Here is a 19,351-nt window from a genome sequence, read left to right on the forward strand (position 1 = left end):
TAATTTTTTAGAAAGTACGCTTATGCCCTAGTTAGCCTTTATTTAAACCACCTTTTGTACATCCACCTTTTATATAAGATTTATGATATTTAGGAATGAATTTACTGAATTTTGCGAAAAATTTAATCTTGGAAAATGGGTTTTTAAAGCTACTGAACTTAAAAATGTTTTGACTTTTCATAAATCTGATTTAATAAAAATTAATAATCTTCATAAAATATATAATGGAGAACAAGGTGGACTCGTTATTGGTAAATTACATTGTGATGGTGGTGTGCATATGATAAAACCTAATAAAGACGGAACTGAATTTACATATGCTGGAGAAATGGAAGGTTGGGAATATATATCTACTTCAGCGAAAACAGTTGAACACGTAAACAGTTTAGTTAATATTAACGATAGTGTAAAGCCTAAAAATGACTGCGTTAGTTCTGAATTTGAAATACCTAAAAACTGTAATATCATTGATATGACTGAAAGCGTAATCCAAATTTTATATTTAAGTAGGTTTACACAGGTAATTATAAATAGAGAGTCGACAAAAAGAAACATAAAAAACATAATTAAAATTGAACAAAAAAACAAAGGCTAACAACGTATAAAGTTAATAGCTGTTTTTAGCGTGTTTAAGATGTTAATTTATTAATTCAATAGTCTTTATTTAGTTTGTTTCGTGTCTTAAATACGCTACTAACCTTATACAATACGTTGTACAACATACGAATGAACAAACTGCTAATATTAAATATTCTATTTTTTTTACTCGTTTCTTGCGTTAGTAAAGAAAAAAAAGAAGCGGAATTTTATGTAGAAACTCAAACTTCATTTTTCGGATTAAATCACTCGGATTGGACAAAAAGTAAATGGATAAGGAAACCCGAAAATCTAAAAATGATTCACGAAACATTTAAGAAATTTGGTTACGAAAAACTTGAAAGCGGAATTTACGAAAGTGAGAATTTATTCATAGCCAATGGAATTTATATAAAACGAAATTTTGACAATGTTTTGGACAGTTTGGAACTGAGTTATAACCACCCAGAAATGCAAACCAAATATTACAGTGAATTCTGGAATCGTAGAAAAGCGGAGAGAAACGACTCAATCGTTTATGAAATAATCCGAGAATTTAACTCTTTAAAATCGCACAAAAAACGACTAAATTATGAAAATGAGTTTGTAAATGATACTTTGGTTGACTTATTGAAAATTGAATTTGACAATGACAATCTGAATTCTGAAAAAGCGAAATCGGATTTTTATACATTAAAGAAATACGGACTTCATCAATCAGCTTATAATCTACTCTATGAACGAGCAGAATATTCTGAATTGGAATTAGACCGAGAAAAACTAAAAAAGGAATTAACAAAAGCGACGGAATTTACTTATCCTTGGTTAATAGATACGGAAAAGTAAGTACGTTGTACAACAACGTGTATAGCTCATTGCGGCTGAATTCCTTAATCAGAATTTATTGCAATTTACTATCTTTCGGTTACGGCGGAAAATCATAGCTAATTTTCCGCAACTACTCATAGCCGAGACCGTTGTGGTGCGCTTAAGAGAAACATTGTGAGTTTAAAAGAAAAGTTAGAGAAAATAGATTCTGAAATTGAAAACGGCTTGAAATTCAAAGCATCTGACAGATTGCGGAATTTAATTCAGGAAAATCCAAACGAAACTTCACTGTGGAATAAACTGGCTGAATTATATTATGAAAGCGGATTTTTGGATTCTGCTGGAAAATATTGGATTCTGACTGAACCAACTGAAGACCGAATCAAAAAATGTATTGAGATTTATGAAAAATCAGTAAACTATTCTGGATATCAAATTTTGCAAGAAATTGTATTTCGCGGAGACAAATCCAAACTTTCGGAATTTGCTCAAAACAAATTAACGGAATTAGAAGCTGATAGTAAAAAGAAAGCTGATTATGTTCCGAGATTTAGCCCAAAAAATGATAAACGGAAAAACAAAAACACTCAATACAAAAGAACTTTTAAAGATAAACTTGGAGAATTGACATTAATTGGAATCGTTTCTTCAATCGTAATTCTGATTATAATCGGATTTGTAACTGTAATTAAATGGATATTCTAAAGATAAATAAAGAACCGAAACCAATGGCTATAAATAATTGCTCGTTCTCGCCTATTTATAAAATTCTCGCGGAATATCTATCTGTGATTTATTTCTTAAATTAGTTAAATAAACAAGCCACTGATTATAAAAATTAACATTAACAAAAATTAGAAAATAATTTTTAAACTCAAATCAATAATTAAATGAAGCGCATATTTAAATTACTGACAATTTCTTTAATAACATTACAATTAATAGGATGTTCACAAAATGATAATTCTTCAACTGAGCAGCCTGAACTGACAGTAACAGATGCAGATGGTAACATTTACAATACAATAACTATTGGAGGGCAAGTCTGGATGCTTGAGAATTTAAAGACCACAACATACAATGACGGTACACCAATAACTCAATATAACTTTGATATACATGGCACCAATTGGGCCGCGACTGGTAGCATGTTTAATGGTGAAGGCTTTTATAAATGGGCGGATACTGCAGATTTAAATAACGCATCAGATGAAGAATTAGCTTTTGACGAATATGGAGCTATCTATAACCATTTCGCTCTAGAAAGCGGAAAATTAGCGCCTGAAGGATGGCGTATACCAACCGAAGCAGATTTTATAGAACTTGGAAATTTTATTGCTAACGATGGTAATTTAGGTAACGTAGCTGGAGCATTAAAAAGCGAAACGGGTTGGGTTGATAGCTCTGGAAACGGTACAAATACCTATGGATTTAATACTATTCCTAACGGTTATGTTACAATTTTTGGCAGTAATGCTGCAGGCGGAATTCTTTCCACATGGGCTACTTCAAACCTTACGGGTAATGGTGGTAACACTTCATCTTTAATTCGAAAATTGATTCAACTATCAACAAATGATGAGACCTTAGAATGTATTGATTTTCCAATGCAAATTGGTGCTGGTGTTAGATGTATTAAAGAATAACGTTTGCCAATACGCATATAATTTATTGCTTTGGCAAGTGCCTATTTTTTGCTTACATTTTTTTTTAATTGAAAAAAATATTTTAGTGTTAGGATTTTTTTCACCACGTAAAAATCAGTACAATTCTTAATTGAATTTTTAATTACTGGGATACTTTGCGTTTTTGTTCAATAATTTAAATCTTATATATAATCATTAACTTGGGTTCTTAACCAAAATATTACTAGCCTTAAGACTTCATCTAGGCTGGAATTTTGCTTATAACACAATAGTTTCAAAAAAACCTTTGCAAAAATTAGTCTTAATTTTAAAAAGTGGAAATAAATTTACTGATTTGGCATCGTTGTTAAATTTTATTATTGGATTAGTATTAGTTCCTATTTTTATTCTCATGTACATTAAATTTTTTGTAAAAAAAGAAACGAAAATAGGAGCAAAATAAAATAGTCGTAAAAAGAAGTATTTTTATAGCTAATCACTGCATACTTTTAAAACGATTCTGAAGATGACAAAAAAAACAGACCAATTAGATGATTATCTAGCAGTACATTACATACACCGGAGCAATTGGTTAAGAGCGGCTGTACTTGGCGCTAACGATGGTATTTTATCAACAGCAAGTATTGCCATTGGCGTTGCTGCTGCCAGCGACACTCGTGAAACAGTGGTATTGGCAACTCTAGCAGGCTTAGTGGCTGGTGCTTTATCCATGGCAGCTGGAGAATATGTTTCTGTAAGTTCACAAACGGATATCGAAAAAGCTGATATTGAACGCGAAAAGCAAGAGCTTATAGATATGCCAGAAATTGAATTACAACGATTAGCAGAAATCTATGAAAAAAGAGGTTTAAAAAAAGAAACTGCAAAAAAAGTGGCTGAAGAATTAACTGCACATGACGCGCTCGGTGCTCACGTTAGAGATGAATTGGGTATAAATGAAATTAGTCAAGCTAAACCCATACAAGCTGCTCTTGCCTCTGGAGTTGCATTTACTCTTGGAGGATTACTTCCGTTTTTAGTTACATTATTTCTCCCTTTAAAACGAATGGAATATTCACTTTATGGCTTTGCACTATTTTTTCTAATTGTTTTAGGTGCTCTTTCTGCAAAAACAGGTGGTTCTAGCATCGGAAAAGCTGTTATTAGAATTACATTTTGGGGAACAATTGCCATGGGACTTACGGCTTTAGTAGGTTACTTATTCAATGTAAATGTTGCTTAAACAAACAAACGGTTATTCTAAAATATAAAACTTCTCATCTTTTTTTAGAATTTAATTGATAGTGAATTTTCTCATAAAAGAATAAACTATCGTAAATTCGTAATATGGACGAACGCATCGACATTGTAGATTCCGAAGGCATTCCAACAGGAAAAACCGCTTTAAAATCTGAGATTCATAAAAACGGATGGTATCACAACACGATTCATTTATGGTTATACAATGCAAATAACGAAATTCTATTGCAACAACGGTCGCACAAAAAAGTCATTTACCCACTGCTTTGGGATGTTTCAGTTGCTGGACACATAGATGCTGGTGAAAGCTTTATTGAAGCCGCATTGCGCGAAACTAAAGAAGAAATTGGTTTACAATTAAAAGCTGATGATTTGGTAAAAATTGGAACACGACTCCACAAATCAATTTATAATGACGGTGCTATTAAAGACTTTGAATTTCACCAAATTTACATTTCAGAAATCAAAGTTAATTTAGAAGACTTAACACCACAAAAAGACGAAGTTGAAGCTTTAAAGTTTGTAAGCTTTAAAGATTTTGAAAATCTTTTGGCCAACAGCAAAAACAATTCTCATTTTATAGCATCTAACTCAAGCTATTATAAGTTTGTACTCAACCATATTAAAAAGCAATATTATTAATGCAACTTTTATTATTTGCCGTAGCACCAGTTTTAGCTGTAATATTTTATATCTATTTTCAAGATAAACATGAGAAAGAACCTTTTGGATTATTATTCAAAAGCTTTTTATTAGGTGCTTTTTTAAGCATAATCATTGTATTGGTCTTATATTTATTTACTGGTAAATTATTACCGCTGACTGATAAATTTAGCATTTTACAACAAGCCGTACAGGCATTTATTGTTGTAGCCTTAGCCGAAGAATTTAGCAAGTATATTTTTGTTCGGTATTACGCACAACCAAAAAAGGAATTTAACGAACCTTATGACGGTATCATCTACGCCGTTATGGTTTCAATGGGTTTTGCATGCACAGAAAATATACTTTATGTTTTAGAAGGTGGTTATCAGGTGGCTTTATTAAGAGCAATTACCGCTGTACCTGCACATGCAACTTTTGGGATTTTAATGGGTTATTTTATGGGGAAAGCAAAGTTTTCTGATAACAGAATTAAACTTAACCTTATGGGTTTAGCCTTAGCCACTTTATTTCATGGTGCTTACGATTTCTTCCTATTCATTAATTTTATTCCTGGTATAGCCATTGGGGCTTTTATATCACTATTAATCGGACTTATTTTATCAAAAAAGGCGATTCGCCGTCATCAAAATGATTCAAATTTTAATCCAGATAATCTCGAATAATTTTCGGCTTTCTAATTTTCTTATAGTTTAAAGTTTGCCTTCAAAACTCCTGATGATGAGTTTCACTAATTTATGATTTTCTTAAAAGTATTACTCAAACGATTGCGTTAATTTTGTTGAACTAAAATCTAACTATTCATGTACAAAACCAACGTAAACAACACCTTTAGTTTCTATGTATCGGCAGATTCAGTTAAAAAACTAGATGTTGTAGAAACTGATAGCAATCAATTTCATATTCTTCAAAATAACAAGTCTGTAAAAGCTTCTGTTTTAGATTCAGACTTCAATAAAAAAACTTATGAAGTTCAAGTGAATAATAACAGTTACACTGTTGTGATTCAAGACGAACTAGACCAACTCATTTCCGACTTAGGATTCGAAGTTGGCGCTTCAAAAAAGGTCAATGATATCAAAGCACCAATGCCAGGTTTAATCCTAGAAATCAACGTTTCTACAGGTCAAGAGGTGAAAGAAAATGATTCACTTCTCATTCTTGAAGCTATGAAAATGGAAAATGTCATAAATTCTCCAAGAGATGGCGTTATTAAATCCATAGCTGTAAATCAAGGCGAAACCGTTGACAAAAACAACCTTTTAATTGAATTTGAATAAGATGAAAAAAATACTCATAGCCAACCGAGGCGAAATTGCCATCCGAGTGATGCAAACAGCAAAGAAAATGGGCATCAAAACCGTGGCTGTTTTTTCGGAAGCTGATAGAAATGCACCTCATGTAAAATTTGCAGATGAAGCGGTTTGTATTGGTCCTGCGCCTTCAAATCAGTCTTATTTATTAGGCGATAAAATTATTGAAGTTGCTAAATCTCTCAATGTAAATGGTATACATCCTGGATATGGATTTTTAAGCGAAAACTCAAAATTTGCAGAACTTTGCGAAGCAAATCACGTCATATTTATCGGTCCAAAATCTAAAGCTATTGAGATGATGGGCGATAAACTTGCCGCAAAAGATGCTGTAAAAGATTACAATATACCTATGGTTCCTGGTGTTGATCATGCGGTGACTGATACCAAAGAAGCTATCGAAATTGCAAAATCTATTGGATTTCCTATTCTTATTAAAGCTGCAGCTGGCGGCGGCGGAAAAGGTATGCGTATTGTAGAAAAAGAAGAAGATTTAGAGCAACAAATGAAACGTGCCATAAGCGAAGCAGTTTCTGCCTTTGGAGATGGTTCTGTTTTTATTGAAAAATATGTGAAGTCACCAAGACATATCGAAATCCAAGTGATGGCGGATAGTCATGGTAATTTTCTTCATCTATTTGAGCGCGAATGTTCTGTACAACGTCGTCATCAAAAAGTTGTTGAAGAAGCACCATCAGCTGTTTTAACACCTGATTTAAGAGAACGCATGGGACAAGCGGCTATTGATGTTGCTAAAGCTTGCGACTATATTGGTGCAGGAACAGTTGAATTTTTACTTGATGCCGACCATAATTTCTATTTCTTAGAAATGAATACGCGTCTCCAAGTAGAGCATCCAGTTTCCGAATTAATATCGGGTGTGGACTTAGTAGAACTTCAAATAAAAGTTGCTCGTGGTGAAGCATTAGAAATTACTCAAGAAGACTTAAAAATAAAAGGCCATGCTCTTGAACTTCGTGTTTATGCCGAAGATCCGATGAATGACTTTTTACCAAGTGTCGGTAATTTAGAAGTTTACCAACTTCCTGTTGGCAAAAACATAAGAGTCGATAATGGTTTCGAAGAAGGCATGGACATTCCCATTTATTACGACCCAATGCTATCAAAATTAATTACTTATGGTAATACTCGTGCCGAAGCGATTGAGCTTATGATTAAAGCTATTGATAATTATAAAGTGAAAGGCGTAGAAACAACCTTACCATTTGGACGTTTTGTTTGCGAACATGAAGCTTTTAGAAGCGGGAATTTTGATACGCATTTTGTAAAAAAATATTACTCGCCTAGTCTTTTAGAAGCACAGTATAAGGCTGAAGCAGAAATTGCAGCTCAGATAGCTTTAAAAGTTTACTTAGAAGAGCAAAAATTATTAAGACTACCAAACTAAGATATTATGAATTCTAAAATAAAAACTCTAACCGAAAAGCTTGAATTGTCAAAACTTGGTGGTGGTCAAGCTCGAATAGATAAGCAGCATCAAAAGAAAAAACTAACTGCAAGAGAACGCGTTATGTATTTACTAGACGAAGGTTCTTTTGAAGAAATTGGTGCTTTAGTAACTCACCGAACCACTGATTTTGGTATGGCACAACAAAAATTTTATGGTGATGGTGTAGTAACTGGTTACGGCACAGTAAACGGAAGATTAATCTACGTTTTTGCACAAGATTTTACTGTTTTTGGAGGTTCATTATCTGAAACACATGCCGAGAAAATTTGTAAAATTATGGATATGGCTGTTAATGTAGGTGCGCCAATTATAGGATTAAATGATTCTGGTGGTGCACGTATTCAAGAAGGTGTCCGATCACTTGGCGGTTACGCTGATATTTTTTACCGTAATGTTCAGGCTTCTGGAGTTATTCCTCAGATTTCTGCAATCATGGGACCTTGTGCTGGTGGCGCGGTTTATTCACCTGCAATGACAGATTTCACGTTAATGGTTCAAGATACGAGCTATATGTTTGTTACTGGTCCAAATGTGGTAAAAACCGTTACAAACGAAGAAGTAACTAGCGAAGAATTAGGTGGCGCAAGTGTTCATTCCACAAAATCTGGTGTGGCGCATTTAACGGCTTCAAATGATGTAGAAGCTTTGGAAAATATCAAGCGTTTACTCAGTTATTTACCTCAAAATAATAAAGAAAAAGCTTTAGATATTCCATTTGAATTAAAAGAAGAAGTCAGAGAAAGTTCATCAGACATTGTTCCTGACAACCCAAACAAACCTTACGATATGCATCAAGTTATTGAAGGTATTATTGATGAGAATTCATTTTATGAAATTCACAAAGACTACGCTGAAAATATTATCGCCGGTTTCGCACGCTTGGGTGGAAAATCTGTTGGAATTGTTGCCAATCAGCCCTTATTTTTAGCAGGTGTTTTAGATGTAGATAGTTCTAAAAAAGCAGCAAGATTTGTACGTTTTTGTGATGCTTTCAACATCCCACTTTTAGTTTTAGAAGACGTGCCAGGATTTTTACCAGGAACAGACCAAGAATGGAATGCGATTATCACCAATGGCGCCAAATTATTATATGCTTTCAGTGAAGCGACAGTGCCAAGAATTACGGTAATTACACGTAAAGCCTATGGTGGCGCGTATGATGTAATGAACTCTAAACACATAGGTGCAGATATGAATTTTGCTTGGCCAAATGCTGAAATTGCTGTAATGGGCGCAAAAGGTGCGGCAGAAATTATTTTTAAACGTGAGATATCAACATCAGACAATCCTGATGAAAAATGGAAAGAAAAAGAAGCAGAATATGCCAATTTATTCGCAAATCCTTACAGTGCAGCAGAACGTGGTTTTGTAGATGAAGTTATTCTTCCAAAGAATACAAGAAGAAAGCTTATTAAAGCTTTTAAAATGTTAGAAAATAAAATTGTAGAAAGCCCTAAGCGAAAGCATGGTAACATCCCTTTATAAGCGGTATTTTGTACAATAGTTGTTTTCTTTAAAAACTTACAACTTAAATTGTGTGATTTAAGATAATCTTATGAATTATACTTTTGTAATGACATCTATATGTTTATACTATACGTATATAAATCATAAATCATAAATCATAAATTAAAACTAGAAAAAATTATATGAAAACATTATTGTTACCTGTTTTATTCTTAATCACTTTTGCTTGTACTTCTCAAGGGAATAAAAAAGACATGGCCGAAGTGGTTGATATGCCAAAAATGGTTGAGCCTCAGGTTCCACAAATTTTGGTTGACGGGATTATGCAATTGCCTTTAAAACACGTTGAAGAAATTCCAAAAATTGGTGAGTTAAAAGATATAGAACTTCAGTCTTTCCTTGAAAAAGAAATAGATAAAAAACCGCTTTGGCGCAACTTAGTTGATAACAACAGAATGTCTGTGGCTATCGTCGACTTGCAAGATGTAAATAATATTAAATATGCAGGCATCAACGATAACAATATGATGTATGCTGCTAGTCTGCCAAAAATTGCAATTCTTTTAGCTGCAATGGACGCTATTGATAAAGGAGAATTAAAATTAACTCCAGAAGTTAAAAAAGACATGCGCTTAATGATTAGCAAATCTAATAATAAAGCTTCAACACGTATGATTGACCGCGTAGGTTATAAAAAAATTGAAGAAGTTTTGCGCTCTCCTCAACATGAATTATATGATGAAGAAACTGGTGGTGGACTTTGGGTTGGAAAACGTTATGGCGGTGGAGGAAATACATATAGAGAACCGCTTAAACAACTTAGTCATGCAGCAACTACAAAACAAGTAGCTAGTTTTTATTACCAATTAGCTATGGGTAATCTTATAAATGATAAACGTTCTAAACAAATGTTGGAATATATGAAAGACCCAGCTTTGCATCATAAATTTGTGAACACTTTAGATAGAGTTGCTCCTAATGCAGATATTTACAGAAAATCAGGGTCATGGAGAAATTATCATTCTGATTCTGCTTTAGTTTGGGGTCCAGAAAGACGCTATATTATTGTTGCATTAATAGACAATGAAAGCGGAGAAAATATAATTAGAGAACTTGTTGTACCTTTAGAAAAAGTTATGAAAAAGGCGAAAGCTTCATAAAAACAACAAAGTTCTATTATTATAATGCTTAAAAGAATTTTTAAGACAACATTTGGTTTAAGAGATGGCGAAATACACATCTCTTTTTTAATGCAATTATATATTTTTTTAATTATCACTGTGCTATTGATAATTAAACCCAACGTAAATGCATTATTTCTTTCAAGACTAGGTTCAGAGCAGTTGCCAATTGGTTACATCCTTGTTGCTTTTATTGCTGTTATTGTGACTTATTTTTATAATAAATGGGTTCGCAGATTTTCATTTAGGCGAGTTGCAATCATAACACTCGTTTTTTTTGGACTTTCATTTTTACTTTTAGGATTAGCTATAAAACTCAATTTTATAAAAGATTGGGTACTTTATGTTTATTACATAGGTGTTTCTCTATTTGCCGTTATAACTACATCCCAATTTTGGATATTAGCAAATTTGGTATTTAACTCAAGAGAGGCAAAACGATTATTTGGTTTTATTGGTGCAGGAGCAATTGCAGGTGGTGTTTTTGGAGGTTATCTAACTAGCATTATAGCATCAAAATTTGGTATTGAAATTTCTATTATTGTAGCATCAGTTTTTTTGCTTTTATGTATTCCTATTATTCAAAAAATATATAAATTAAAAGTCAATAAGCTAAATATGCACATGAGAGCGCAAAGACGCTCACAAGACGCCAAAACAAACTTACCTTCTTACAAGGTTGTTGCTAAGTCAAAACATTTAACTTTTTTGGCTATCATCACTGGTGTTGGAGTTATTGTTGCAAAATTGGTTGATTTTCAATTTAGTGATATCGCTCATAACACTATTACAGATAGTGACGAATTAGCATCATTTTTCGGGTTTTGGTTTTCGACATTTAATCTGTTAGCATTGGGGCTTCAATTATTTTTAACTAACAAAATTCTTAGTAAACTCGGTGTATCGTCTACGTTATTAATTTTACCATTAGGAATCGCTTTTGGGAGTTTATTATTTCTAATTTTTCCTGAATTATGGGTTTTAGTTATCATTAAAGGAATTGATGGAAGTTTTAAACAATCACTTAATAAGGCAGCTTTTGAATTGTCTATAATTCCCATTCCTTTTACCATTAAAAATCAAGCAAAGTCATTTATTGATGTTGCTGTAGATAGTATTGCAACAGGCTTAGCTGGTCTAATGCTTATTTTCATTGTAAAGCGGTTTAATCTTTCTTCAATATATATCACAGTTATTATTTTACTATTAGTATTTCTGTGGATTATTCTTATTTATAAATTAAGGGAAACGTATTTTCATTCGTTTAGGTTAAATATTCAAAGAAACCTAGCTACTACAAGTAATCAGAAAATTTCTAGAAAAAATAAAAGTGTAGATTTAAAACGAATAATTTTAAAATCCGATAACGAAATTGAAATTCTTACCGTTTTAGACAGATTGAGTGCATACAAAATTAAAAGTCTAAAAACAGAAATTACTAATTTACTACACCATCCGTCATATAGAGTAAAAGTTAAAGCTATACAGCAACTTTACAGTTATGATAAAGGCGCATCTTTGAGTGATATAGAGCCATTAATTCATTCATCAAATGCTGAAGTTTCTCATGCAGCTTTAGCTTATGTATTGGAATACTCCCAAAGTTCACAACAGTCTTTTTTTGAGGAATATTTAAATCATCACAACAAAACTATAGCCTCTGCAGCTTTACTATGTTTGGCAGAAGAAATTGGAGATAACAAAAGTTTAGATTTAAAATTTCATTTAAAACACAGAATTGAAACCAATTACCGAAAAGCCTTAACACTTGACGATAATCTTTACAAAGAAGATATTGCTAAACTCATGTTAACCATAGCGCATGCACGATATGAAAAGTATTACTCTTACATCAACATAAATCTTATTCACGACAACCCTTATATTGTAAAGCATGCAATAAAAGCAGCAGGTATTACTGCAGACGATATGTTTGCTAAACCTTTAATTCACTTTATTTCTGATAAAACTTACCGTAAGCAAGCTATTAAAGCATTACGTGAATACAGCAGTAAAATAACAGATACTTTACTTAAACTCTCTCTAAATGATGAAATTAATACAAATGCCCAACGGCATATTCCTTTATTGATTCGTTCATTTAAAAATCAACAATCGGTAAAAATTTTAACTCGCTTTTTAAAAAACAAAGATGTATTTACTCGATTGGAAGCGGCAAAAGCTCTAATTAAACTTAAGTCTAAACAAGAGAATCTCTATTTTAATAAAAGACGATTTAAAAAAGAAATTTTTAGGGAATATAAGTATGCTAAACAAACTGTTGATGCATTATCTTCCATGCAAAATATTATTCATTTAAATGCAGAAAGCAAAATTAATACTGATGAAACTAGAGAAATTGAAATTGCTCGAGAAGCTATTGTTAAATTGCTAGAAGAGCAATTAAACACAAGTCTTAAGTGTATTTTTAAACTACTCGGTATTTTATATGATGAAGCTGATATTGAAGTAAGCTATTCTGGATTAATCAGTGATGTCAAAGAAGCTAAAATAAACGCCTTAGAGTTTTTAGATAATTTATTACAAAGCCAAATTAAAACTCAAATTTTACCACTTATTGAGTATTATTCAATAGAGGCAGAATCTCAAACACAAAACAATGAGTTAAGTATAAATATTCTCGCAGAGCCAAAATTGATAGAAATGTTATTTTCTAGCAGAAGTAAGCGCATGAAACTAGAGCTACTCTATCTCATACGCTTGCTTAAAGACAAGTCTTATATACGATTAGTTCAAAAACAAACAATTAAAACTAGTAAAGAAGTTAGAATTTTTGCTACAGATACTGCATCTATTTTATTAGATAATTTTTAATTTCCATCACCTATTGCACCATTGCCATCATCTTCGTCATCATCTGCTTTGTAAGGCTCTTCTTTTACTTCTGGTAAATCGACATTGTTTTTTATAACATCGTCAATTTTACTTGCTAAATACATATGAGCACCAGCTGAATTTTTATTTAATACATTAGACATGAGACTAACGATGTATTTAACGCCATCATCGTGCTCTACAATAATTACAGAATTCATATAATTAAAAACATTACCAGCGTAAGACGCACAATTAGGGTTCTTTTCTCTATCGCATTTGTAATAACTACCAGATTTAAAATACACCGCAGCACTATCTAAACGAGGTGATTTTGCATAGCGAATTCGACGATCTGTTAAATACAATAAACGCTTCATTTCTAAACTAGTTTTTTCGTCTACTACTTTACCTTGCTCTAGAAGAACCAAAAATTTCATCAATCCTTTTGGAGTGCCAATACTACCGCCTTTTCTGCCCACATATTTGCCAGCAGGTCTTGTAAATAATCCACCCAATCGCCATTCGTCCTCTGTTATTCCTAAATCTCTTAAAGGTTGATTAACAACAGTATGCATCAAATTTGTTAAAGAATCTCTTTTAGTGTTTTTAAAGTACTCTTCTGCTTCTTCTTCAGTTAAATCAATATATTTTTCATTAAATGCTGCCATTAGCATAGACTCGCGCATTAAAACACTAGCCGCTCCATTATTGCTCACAGAAACCATATGGTCTAACCACTCAAATAATGAAAACTCATCGGTTGCACGCACCTGACGCTTGGTTAATTTATCTTCTTCAATATTGTAAATTGGAACCGTATGATGATCGCCAGTACCCCAATAACGAGATGACACTTTTATATCTTTTAAATACATCATCCTATCATCCCAAGAGTCTGGGCATATTCGCGCCAATTGCGTAAACAAAGCATTTAAAACCGCTAATTTGCCAACACTTCCTGGCTGATACCCTATATTTTCTCTGTGCTCTGCATATTTTAGATCGTTAGGATTACTCATGTCTAAAACCGCAGCAGAATATGCACCTCCAGGAATTATTCGTTTTATTTTTGTAGAAAATTCTTTGTCTTCTTTAAGAATTGAACTTAAACTATCAGATACCGATTTTAGATTTAGTTTTATGTCTTTAAAACTTTTATAAGCACCAGCCGGAATCCTTCTATAAGGAATACTATCGTCATGGAATTTTTTAATTTGATACAAACGTTTTATTCCTGTGCGCTCGTAACCATCTATAGGATAAATATTAAAACCAAATGAGGCTAAAATTCCTACTACTAATGTAATTTTTAATACGTTTTTCATCTCTATAGTTTTGTATTGCGATTAACAATTTTATTATTATCGATTTTTGGAGTAATAGAATTTAAGTAATCTGAACTTTTTGCGGCTTTATTTTCCACAAAAGGCCTTATTTGAAATAGCCATAGTTTATCGTTTTGAAATCCAAATTCTACATCAAAAGCTTGATGGCTGTCTTCTGAGTCTATTTTATTTCTAACTTCTTTTGCCATTTCTCTTATTTCTTGAATATTTTTTGGATTGAGAATTGGACGCTCAAAACCTGTAAAATAAGATTTAGTTCCTCCGCTATCTGGAAGTCGAATGTAATCTGGTTGACGCGCTGGCGAGATAAGAACGTCTTCGAATTTTGTAATTAAACGCGTTTCAGCAGATTGTCCATCAACTGCGCCACCAGCACCACGACTAAAGGCTACAGTTAAATCATCATCATTTCCTGAGTTAATACCTTTCGTAATCATAACGCCAGAATAATCAACATCTACGCTAGGAATAATTAATATTGAAGGAAAAACGTTTTCAGGATTAGATAAGTATTTCTGACGCCATTTAAAGCTTCTCTCCGTGTATGCTGATGCCCAAACACGTTTAATACCATTTAAGATTTCATTTTCATCTTTAATATTAAATAAAGTTAAATTTAATCCAGCACCAGTAAACTCTTTTAAATCTTCCATGTTAGTGTCACTTCGGAGAAAGACTGGAACATTGCCCATGTTACCGTTAAATGCAGTCTTAAACTGACTTTTTAAGTCTGATACAAATTCTGGAGCAAGATCAATATTTACAATAGCTTTATGCAATTTTTCTAAAGCTTCAAGCTGAAAATTCTCAATTTCAGAATCATTTTTCCCTTCATTTTTCATTTGCTCAGCTTTGGCAAACGTGTCATTTAAGAATGTCCAATATGTTTTTGATTGACCTGGCATTTGTAAGTCCATATGCATTCTAAAAATTCCGAAAGGAATAATAATACCTTCCACTACATTATTAGGGAATAATTTTTTTAATTCGCCCAAATTAGCAGCTTTTGGTCCGCAAACTTTACCAGAATCGTCGGCATCAACCTCTCGCATATTAATAACTGTTTTTTGGTCTAAACGAATTTGATTGGTTGGAACTTCGATAATAGCTTTGCTTCGCTCCTTTTTATCAAATAAAGATTTTTCAACATCTGTCATTTCATCATCAAGCTTTAATTTTATATTTCCCTTGCTAGATACTGCAAAAAATACATTTTTACCATCATGCTTCTTTAAGGATTTCAAATTTTCATAACTTAATGCTGCGTTAGGAATACCTAGATTTCTTGCGAGTAATTGTACATGAGACACTAAATTACCTTCTGAAACGGTCATGATGCCGGCAATGGGTTTTAAATCTGCCGGTGGACGCTCAAAAACATAAATATTCTTAGAATTTACTTCTACGTCATCTGGGTTGCCATCAACAACAACCAATTTACCAAAAGTATAACCAGGATTCAAGCCTCTAAAACTGCCAGAATTTTCAACTCCTGAAACATTACTTTTTATATTAGTTAGCTCAGCAAATAATTTTCCAAGTTTGCTTACAGCATCGCCTAAATTTAGTGCAACACTGCTTCTAACTCTATCATCAATAAACCCATAAGCTAAAGGCTCAAAAGCCGTGTAAGTATTAACAACTTCTGTATAATTAGCTTTTACAAGCGCAGCACTCCACTCAACCACACTACGAGAAATGTTTAGAAACTGTGATAAATCGTCAATTGTCAGGTTTTCTTTTGCGTAAATGCTATTTAATTTGTTTTCAATTGAAGCGTATTCCCAATCTTCAATTAAGCCAGTTCCATTTGCTGCACAAACTAAAGTGAGTATTTTATGCATATGGGTTTGTAAATCTTCTGGTTGCCATTCTTGTACTTTAGTTAGCATATAATGTTCTAAATTATTAGAAATGTCTAAAATAGCTAAGCGATGTCGAGGGGATTTAAATGTGGTAACGCCTTTTCTTATTTCGTTAAGTGCTTCGGAAATATTATTAATTAAAACGCTTAAATCTGAAGTTTTACTATTAGAGATAAATGTTTTTAAGTACTGTGTAACAGAATTATCCTTTGGTAGATTATTAATTTCAGCTTCAAACTTAGACAAATCTAATGGTGCGTAATGCAGTTTCATCGTAGAAATTAGCTCATTAAAATCCTTACGTAAATCAGTATCTAATTTTGAATCATTATTAGCATAAAAATTTTCAACTCTAGCGACATCTGAAGCTTCAGGCTGCCCGTGAATTTTTATTCGTAAATCCATGAATTTTTCATAATCTTCAGATATGGTCTTAGATTGGCTTCGCATAAGTTGAGCTGTATTAGTATCGCCATTATGCGGAATATCTTTTAAAGCTTGTTTAATGAGATAAAAATTTTCATTAAGTAATTCATCATCTTTTAAAATAGTTTCAAAGAAATCTTTTCCCCAAGCTTGTTCGTCTTCAGATTGAACAGAACCTCTATAGAATTGTCCTTTTTGCAAAACCCAACCATCATCAACACTCACTAAATATTTATTGACTTGGTATTGCTTTAATCTGTTAAAATGATTTTTGGTATCTAAAAACGGTTCAATTTCATTAGCTGCCAATATTTCTGCAAAATATAGATTGTTTGTTTTTCTAAGTTTCAAAGCGTTTTCTTTAAAACTTGCGTGTTGTATACCGCCACCAATATCGTCTGGACAAGGGTCTTTCGGGTCTCTAATTGTGCCATCTTTACAAAACCATTTAATACGATAATAAGGACCTCGAATGTCCTTTTTGTAATCTTGTACTAACTCGGCAATTTGTTTGTTAGAAAGCTTTTGCGCTGTGGAAATTTGAAAAGTGCACAACACAATTATTAAAAGCGTAATATGTTTCATTGATTGATTTTAATTAGTATTACCAAATTTACCTTTTTATTTAATGCTAAAGACTAAAAACAATACGTCTAAAGCTATTGCGTTAACAATAGTTTGTATCGCACACAAAAAAAGTAATTGGACTGAAAAAAATTAAATTTTAGCCTGATATGTATATAGCTCGTAATATCGACCTTGTTTTGCTAATAGCTCGTTATGATTTCCACGCTCAACAATTCTACCATCCTCAACAACTAAAATTTGGTCTGCTTTTTTAATTGTACTCAAGCGATGCGCAATGACAATTGTAGTTCGATTGTTGGTAAGCTCTGCTAAACTTTTTTGAATAAGACCTTCGCTTTCTGTATCTAAATTTGATGTAGCCTCGTCTAAGATTATAATTTTTGGATCAGCCAAAATAGCTCTAGCAATAGCAATACGCTGTCTTTGACCGCCAGACAATTTAACGCCACGCTCACCAATTAAAGTTTCTAAACCATTATCAAATCGGTCTGTAAATTCGTTTACATAAGCTGCATTTACAGCATTTTGAAGTTGTGCCTCGGTTGCATTTGGTCTCGGAAACATAATATTTTCGCGTATGGTACCTTCAAACAAAAATTCATCTTGTAAAACAACGCCAAGGTGCTTACGAAAACTATTCAATTTTACTTTTGATAAGTCCTTGCCATCAATAAGTACAGAACCCGATTTTGGATTTAAAAAAGTGGCTGATAATCCTGCAATTGTAGATTTACCAGAACCCGAACTTCCTACAAGTGCTACTACAGACCCAGATGGTGCTTCAAAATTGATGTTGTGTAAAACAGGTTTTTCAGGTTCATATTCAAACGACACATTATTAAATTTCAAACTTCCTTTAAAATCCTTTAATTCAATTACTCTCGTATCATCATCCTCTTCGGCTGTCATATTCATCAATTCTTCAGTACGGTCTAAACCAGCTAAAGCTTCCGTTAATTGACTGCCAATATTACTCATTTGCACAATTGGCGCTATCATAAAACCTAAAACCAAAGTAAAAAATAAAAAATCACCTGTTGTCATTTGATCTTGCATCATGTAATAACCACCAATACCCATAATACCTGTTGTAGCGACGCCAATTAAAAACGTTGAAGAACTCGTCATTAATGCTGTAGCCGTTAAACTTTTTTTTACGTTTTGATAAATATCGTCTACACCTTTTTCAAATATCTTGTTTTCTTGCGCTTCAGCATTAAATGCTTTTATGACTCTAACGCCTGCCAAAGTTTCTGTAAGTCTACCAGTAACTTGAGCATTTATTTTTCCTCGAGTTCTAAAAATTGGTCGTATATATTTAAAGGCTTTTAAGGCTATAATCCCGAAGATAGAAAGTGGCACAAACACAAAAAGCGTCATCCAAGGATTGAGATTTATTAATATTATTAAAGAAACAATAGCCGTAAATGTACCGCCGACCAATTGAACCAAACCTGTGCCAATTAGATTTCTTACGCCTTCAACGTCTGTCATTATTCGTGAAACTAATGCGCCAGATTTTGTATTATCAAAAAATCGTATTGGTAAAGACAATACTTTTTTTTGAACTTGAGCTCTCAATTCGCTTATTAAATATTGTGCTTGTACACTTAATATTTTGGTTAGTGCATAGGACGTTACAGCTTGGACCGTTATTGCTATAATTACAATGGCGATTAAAACATAGAGCCCTTTATAATCTTTGTTAGGGACAACTTCATCTAAAAGAACTTTACTTTGCCAAGGAAGAATAAGTCCTGCCAAACTTCTTATAACAATTAATATAAGACCAATAAAAACCAGATTACGTCTTGGCCAGATAATGGTTTTAAATGCCTTACCAATTGTAACTTTTGGTTGCTTTTTATCTGATTTTGAATTTGATTCTTTAAAATGTTGCATGA

Annotated in this window: 15 protein-coding genes; 12 read left to right on the plus strand and 3 right to left on the minus strand. The window is 32.7% G+C overall.

Annotated elements, in window-relative coordinates:
• The first annotated feature begins 82 nt into the window (after nt 1–82).
• The 12 genes from ACFQ1Q_RS01785 to ACFQ1Q_RS01840 all read left to right on the plus strand — a co-directional run bounded on the left by ACFQ1Q_RS01785 (nt 83) and on the right by ACFQ1Q_RS01840 (nt 13,219).
• Nucleotides 83–595, plus strand: coding sequence for a hypothetical protein (locus ACFQ1Q_RS01785; RefSeq protein WP_386127359.1), 513 nt, complete (start codon nt 83–85; stop codon nt 593–595).
• Nucleotides 596–726: 131 nt separating this feature from the next.
• Entirely contained in the window at nt 727–1,422 is a 696-nt protein-coding gene (locus tag ACFQ1Q_RS01790; RefSeq protein ID WP_386127361.1) for a hypothetical protein, read from the plus strand.
• A gap of 156 nt (nt 1,423–1,578) precedes the next feature.
• The gene (locus ACFQ1Q_RS01795; protein WP_386127363.1) at nt 1,579–2,109 is read left to right on the plus strand and encodes a DUF6584 family protein; all 531 of its coding nucleotides are present in this window, start codon (nt 1,579–1,581) and stop codon (nt 2,107–2,109) included.
• 185 nt (nt 2,110–2,294) lie between these two features.
• Complete coding sequence (locus ACFQ1Q_RS01800) at nt 2,295–3,050, plus strand: fibrobacter succinogenes major paralogous domain-containing protein (RefSeq protein ID WP_386127365.1); 756 nt, start codon at nt 2,295–2,297, stop codon at nt 3,048–3,050.
• A gap of 505 nt (nt 3,051–3,555) precedes the next feature.
• Nucleotides 3,556–4,272: a VIT1/CCC1 transporter family protein gene (locus ACFQ1Q_RS01805; protein ID WP_386127367.1), complete on the plus strand. Its 717-nt coding sequence runs from the start codon at nt 3,556–3,558 to the stop codon at nt 4,270–4,272.
• 104 nt (nt 4,273–4,376) lie between these two features.
• The gene (locus ACFQ1Q_RS01810; RefSeq protein ID WP_386127369.1) at nt 4,377–4,931 is read left to right on the plus strand and encodes an NUDIX hydrolase; all 555 of its coding nucleotides are present in this window, start codon (nt 4,377–4,379) and stop codon (nt 4,929–4,931) included.
• Nucleotides 4,931–5,617, plus strand: a complete 687-nt coding sequence (locus tag ACFQ1Q_RS01815) for a PrsW family intramembrane metalloprotease (protein WP_386127371.1) — start codon at nt 4,931–4,933, stop codon at nt 5,615–5,617. Before ACFQ1Q_RS01810 ends, ACFQ1Q_RS01815 begins: the two co-directional genes overlap by 1 nt.
• 138 nt (nt 5,618–5,755) lie before the next feature.
• Nucleotides 5,756–6,232 (plus strand): biotin/lipoyl-containing protein, encoded by a 477-nt coding sequence (locus ACFQ1Q_RS01820; RefSeq protein ID WP_386127373.1) that lies wholly within the window; start codon nt 5,756–5,758, stop codon nt 6,230–6,232.
• Nucleotide 6,233: 1 nt separating this feature from the next.
• Complete coding sequence (gene accC, locus ACFQ1Q_RS01825; RefSeq protein ID WP_386127375.1) at nt 6,234–7,673, plus strand: acetyl-CoA carboxylase biotin carboxylase subunit; 1,440 nt, start codon at nt 6,234–6,236, stop codon at nt 7,671–7,673.
• Nucleotides 7,674–7,679: 6 nt separating this feature from the next.
• Complete coding sequence (locus tag ACFQ1Q_RS01830) at nt 7,680–9,221, plus strand: acyl-CoA carboxylase subunit beta (RefSeq protein ID WP_386127377.1); 1,542 nt, start codon at nt 7,680–7,682, stop codon at nt 9,219–9,221.
• Nucleotides 9,222–9,385: 164 nt separating this feature from the next.
• Complete coding sequence (locus ACFQ1Q_RS01835; RefSeq protein ID WP_386127379.1) at nt 9,386–10,363, plus strand: serine hydrolase; 978 nt, start codon at nt 9,386–9,388, stop codon at nt 10,361–10,363.
• A 24-nt stretch (nt 10,364–10,387) separates the two neighbouring features.
• Entirely contained in the window at nt 10,388–13,219 is a 2,832-nt protein-coding gene (locus ACFQ1Q_RS01840) for an Npt1/Npt2 family nucleotide transporter (RefSeq protein WP_386127381.1), read from the plus strand.
• Here the strand turns inward: ACFQ1Q_RS01840 and ACFQ1Q_RS01845 are convergent.
• The 3 genes from ACFQ1Q_RS01845 to ACFQ1Q_RS01855 form a co-directional block, all read right to left on the minus strand.
• Nucleotides 13,216–14,547 carry a serine hydrolase gene (locus tag ACFQ1Q_RS01845; RefSeq protein WP_386127383.1) on the minus strand — a complete coding sequence of 444 codons (1,332 nt, stop codon included), beginning with the start codon at nt 14,545–14,547 and terminating at the stop codon, nt 13,216–13,218. The two genes, ACFQ1Q_RS01840 and ACFQ1Q_RS01845, sit on opposite strands and share 4 nt — an antisense overlap.
• 2 nt (nt 14,548–14,549) lie before the next feature.
• Nucleotides 14,550–17,444 carry a PEP/pyruvate-binding domain-containing protein gene (locus ACFQ1Q_RS01850; RefSeq protein ID WP_386127385.1) on the minus strand — a complete coding sequence of 965 codons (2,895 nt, stop codon included), beginning with the start codon at nt 17,442–17,444 and terminating at the stop codon, nt 14,550–14,552.
• A gap of 132 nt (nt 17,445–17,576) precedes the next feature.
• Entirely contained in the window at nt 17,577–19,349 is a 1,773-nt protein-coding gene (locus tag ACFQ1Q_RS01855; RefSeq protein ID WP_386127388.1) for an ABC transporter ATP-binding protein, read from the minus strand.
• Nucleotides 19,350–19,351 lie beyond the last annotated feature (2 nt).

This window comes from Winogradskyella litorisediminis, assembly GCF_042675765.1.
GTDB classification, from domain to species: domain Bacteria; phylum Bacteroidota; class Bacteroidia; order Flavobacteriales; family Flavobacteriaceae; genus Winogradskyella; species Winogradskyella litorisediminis.

What these genes read in the sequence shown, in the direction of transcription:
- ACFQ1Q_RS01820 (WP_386127373.1), top strand. Translation starts at nt 5,756, where the DNA reads ATGTACAAAACCAACGTAAACAACACCTTTAGTTTCTATGTATCGGCA.
- ACFQ1Q_RS01810 (WP_386127369.1), top strand. Translation starts at nt 4,377, where the DNA reads ATGGACGAACGCATCGACATTGTAGATTCCGAAGGCATTCCAACAGGA.
- ACFQ1Q_RS01805 (WP_386127367.1), top strand. Translation starts at nt 3,556, where the DNA reads ATGACAAAAAAAACAGACCAATTAGATGATTATCTAGCAGTACATTAC.
- ACFQ1Q_RS01830 (WP_386127377.1), top strand. Translation starts at nt 7,680, where the DNA reads ATGAATTCTAAAATAAAAACTCTAACCGAAAAGCTTGAATTGTCAAAA.
- ACFQ1Q_RS01840 (WP_386127381.1), top strand. Translation starts at nt 10,388, where the DNA reads ATGCTTAAAAGAATTTTTAAGACAACATTTGGTTTAAGAGATGGCGAA.
- ACFQ1Q_RS01790 (WP_386127361.1), top strand. Translation starts at nt 727, where the DNA reads ATGAACAAACTGCTAATATTAAATATTCTATTTTTTTTACTCGTTTCT.
- ACFQ1Q_RS01815 (WP_386127371.1), top strand. Translation starts at nt 4,931, where the DNA reads ATGCAACTTTTATTATTTGCCGTAGCACCAGTTTTAGCTGTAATATTT.
- ACFQ1Q_RS01855 (WP_386127388.1), bottom strand. Translation starts at nt 19,349, where the DNA reads ATGCAACATTTTAAAGAATCAAATTCAAAATCAGATAAAAAGCAACCA.
- ACFQ1Q_RS01800 (WP_386127365.1), top strand. Translation starts at nt 2,295, where the DNA reads ATGAAGCGCATATTTAAATTACTGACAATTTCTTTAATAACATTACAA.
- ACFQ1Q_RS01785 (WP_386127359.1), top strand. Translation starts at nt 83, where the DNA reads ATGATATTTAGGAATGAATTTACTGAATTTTGCGAAAAATTTAATCTT.
- ACFQ1Q_RS01845 (WP_386127383.1), bottom strand. Translation starts at nt 14,547, where the DNA reads ATGAAAAACGTATTAAAAATTACATTAGTAGTAGGAATTTTAGCCTCA.
- ACFQ1Q_RS01850 (WP_386127385.1), bottom strand. Translation starts at nt 17,444, where the DNA reads ATGAAACATATTACGCTTTTAATAATTGTGTTGTGCACTTTTCAAATT.
- accC (WP_386127375.1), top strand. Translation starts at nt 6,234, where the DNA reads ATGAAAAAAATACTCATAGCCAACCGAGGCGAAATTGCCATCCGAGTG.
- ACFQ1Q_RS01835 (WP_386127379.1), top strand. Translation starts at nt 9,386, where the DNA reads ATGAAAACATTATTGTTACCTGTTTTATTCTTAATCACTTTTGCTTGT.